The organism is Oceanobacter sp. 1_MG-2023, from assembly GCF_030689025.1.
Taxonomy (GTDB): domain Bacteria; phylum Pseudomonadota; class Gammaproteobacteria; order Pseudomonadales; family Oceanobacteraceae; genus Oceanobacter.
The window spans coordinates 1-3323 of sequence record NZ_JAUYWA010000047.1 but is presented as its reverse complement, the minus strand read 5'-3'; the positions used below and the strand labels follow the sequence as shown (position 1 = coordinate 3323).

Genomic DNA, 3323 nt, shown 5'->3' with positions numbered 1-3323 from the left:
GCCAAGGTGACGGCTTGGTCCGTGTGGTTACCGGCCCCATCGGTGGCTGTAACAGTAAAGCTGTAGCTTGGTTTGGTTTCGTAATCAGCATCCGCCAACAAGGTGACTTCACCGGTGCTGGCATCGATCGAGAAATACGCTGCATCGTCGCCTGACAGACTGAAGGTGACGCCATCAGAAATATCAGCAGAGTCATCCGCAATGGCGGTATACACCACTTGCCCGGCACCAGAGTTTTCATCGACCGAGGTGGCGGTATCACCAGAGGTAATCGTCGGTGCGACTTCATCCAGATCATTAACCGCCAGAGTGACGGTCTGGTCAGTGAAGTGACCGGCTCCATCGGTGGCGGTGACGGTAAAGCTGTAGCTGGACTTGGTCTCGTAATCGGCATCCGCCAACAAAGTGACTTCACCGGTGGCTGAGTTGATGCTGAAATACGCGGCATCGTCGCCTGAGAGCGAGAAAGTCACACCATCAGAGATATCTGCGGAGTCATCAGCGGTAGCGGTATACACCACCTGCCCAGCACCGCTGTTTTCATCGATGGCAGTGGCGGTATCACCAGAGGTAATCGTCGGCGCCACTTCATCGAGGTTATTGACCGCCAGCGTAACGGCTTGGTCCGTGTGGTTACCCGCCCCATCGGTGGCGGTGACAGTAAAGCTGTAGCTTGGTTTGGTCTCGTAATCAGCGTCGGCCAATAAGGTGACTTCACCGGTGGCTGGGTTGATGCTGAAATACGCAGCATCGTCGCCAGAGAGCGAGAAACTCACACCATCGGAAATATCAGCAGAGTCATCAGCGATCGCGGTATACACCACCTGCCCGGCACCGCTGTTTTCATCGATCGAGGTGGCCGTCGCGCCAGATGTAATGCTTGGCGTTGCTTCATCCAGATTATTGACTGCCAGGGTAACGATTTGGTCGGTAAAGTTACCAACCCCATCAGTCGCGGTGACGGTAAAGCTGTAGCTGGACTTGGTTTCGTAATCCGCATCCGCCAACAAGGTGACTTCACCGGTGGCTGAGTTGATGCTGAACAGTGACGCATCTGTACCCGAGAGGCTATAAACCGCTGTCGCGTCATCGGTCGCTGCGGTGTAAATAACCGAGCTGGCGCCAGAGTTTTCATCAATGGCATCTGCCAGAGTCCCGGAGTTAAATACCGGTCCTGACTCATCCAGATCATTGACCGCCAGCGTCACGGTCTGATTGGTAAAGTTACCCGCTCCGTCGATAGCGGTGACAGTAAAGCTGTAACTTGGTTTGGTTTCGTAATCGGCATCCGCCAACAAGGTGACTTCGCCAGTGGCTGAATTGATGCTGAAATACGCTGCATCGTCGCCTGAGAGCGAGAAAGTCACACCATCAGAAATATCAGCGGAGTCATCCGCGGTGGCGGTATACACCACCTGCCCAGCACCGCTGTTTTCATCGATAGCAGTGGCCGTCGCGCCAGATGTAATGCTTGGCGCTGCTTCATCGAGGTTATTGACCGCTAGTGTCACGGTCTGATCAGTGAAGTGACCAGCCCCATCGGTGGCGGTGACGGTAAAGCTGTAGCTGGACTTGGTTTCGTAATCGGCGTCGGCCAACAAAGTCACTTCGCCGGTGGCTGAGTTGATGCTGAACAGTGACGCATCTGTACCAGACAACGAATAAACCACTGCCGCGTCGTCCGTGGTCGCGGTGTAAATCACCGCGTTCCCACCGGAGTTTTCATCAATGGCATCCGCCAATGTGCCAGAGGTAAATACAGGCCCCACTTCATCCAGGTTATTCACCGCCAGGGTGACAGTTTGATCAGTGAAGTGTCCGGCACCATCGGTGGCGGTGATGGTAAAGCTGTAGCTTGGTTTGGTCTCGTAATCAGCGTCGGCCAATAAGGTGACTTCGCCGGTGGCTGAGTTGATACTGAAGTACGCTGCATCTGCACCCGACAGACTGAAAGTGACGCTATCAGAGATATCTGCGGAGTCATCCGCGGTGGCGGTATACACCACTTGCCCGGCACCGCTGTTTTCATCGATCGAGGTGGCCGTCGCGCCAGATGTAATGCTTGGCGTTGCTTCATCCAGATTATTGACTGCCAGGGTAACGATTTGGTCGGTAAAGTTACCAACCCCATCAGTCGCGGTGACGGTAAAGCTGTAGCTGGACTTGGTTTCGTAATCAGCGTCGGCCAATAAGGTGACTTCACCGGTGCTAGCATCAATCGAGAAGTACGCCGCATCGTCTCCTGACAGACTGAAGGTGACGCCATCAGAGATATCAGCAGAGTCATCAGCAGTGGCGGTATACACCACTTGCCCGGCACCAGAGTTTTCATCGATCTCAGTAGCCATAGCGCCAGACGTAATCGTCGGTGCGACTTCATCGAGGTTATTGACCGCCAGGGTAACGGCCTGATTGGTAAAGTTACCCGCTCCATCGGTAGCGGTGACAGTAAAGCTGTAGCTGGACTTGGTTTCATAGTCAGCATCAGCTTTTAGAGTCACTTCGCCAGTATTGGTATCAATGGTGAAGTAAGCCGCATCAGTACCACTGAGGCTAAACGTTACGCCGTCCGAAATATCAGCAGAGTCATCAGCGGTGGCGGTATACACCACTTGCCCAGCACCAGAGTTTTCATCGATCGCAGTAGCCGTAGCGCCAGACGTAATCGTCGGCGCTGCTTCATCCAGGTTGTTGACCGCCAGAGTGACGGTCTGATTGGTAAAGTTACCCGCCCCATCGGTGGCGGTGACGGTAAAGCTGTAGCTGGACTTGGTTTCATAGTCAGCATCAGCTTTTAGAGTCACTTCGCCAGTATTGGTATCAATGGTGAAGTAAGCCGCGTCAGTGCCGCCAAGGCTAAACGTTACGCCATCAGAAATATCAGCAGAGTCATCAGCAACAGCGGTATACACCACTTGCCCAGCACCTGAGTTTTCAGCGATCGCAGTGGCCGTAGCGCCAGAAGTAATGCTTGGCGCTGCTTCATCCAGGTTATTGACCGCCAAGGTGACGGTTTGATCGGTATGGTTACCCGCCCCATCGGTAGCGGTGACAGTAAAGCTGTAGTTTGGTTTGGTTTCGTAGTCGGCATCGGCCAACAAAGTGACTTCACCCGTGGCCGAGTTAATGCTAAACAAAGCAGCATCAGCCCCCGAGAGGCTATAAACCGCCGTCGCGTCATTGGTTGTGGCTGTGTAAATAACCGAGCTGGCACCAGAGTTTTCGTCAATGGCATCTGCCAACGTGCCGGAGTTAAATACCGGTCCTGACTCATCCAGATCATTCACATCCAGCGTCACGGCTTGGCTATCTTGTAAACCCGC

General features: G+C 53.8%; 1 protein-coding gene. It reads right to left on the bottom strand.

What is annotated here, in order from left to right; all coding sequences use genetic code 11:
• Positions 1–3323, bottom strand: a 3323-nt coding sequence (locus Q8W22_RS16500) for a cadherin repeat domain-containing protein (RefSeq protein ID WP_305453089.1), incomplete at both ends; no start/stop codon positions are given.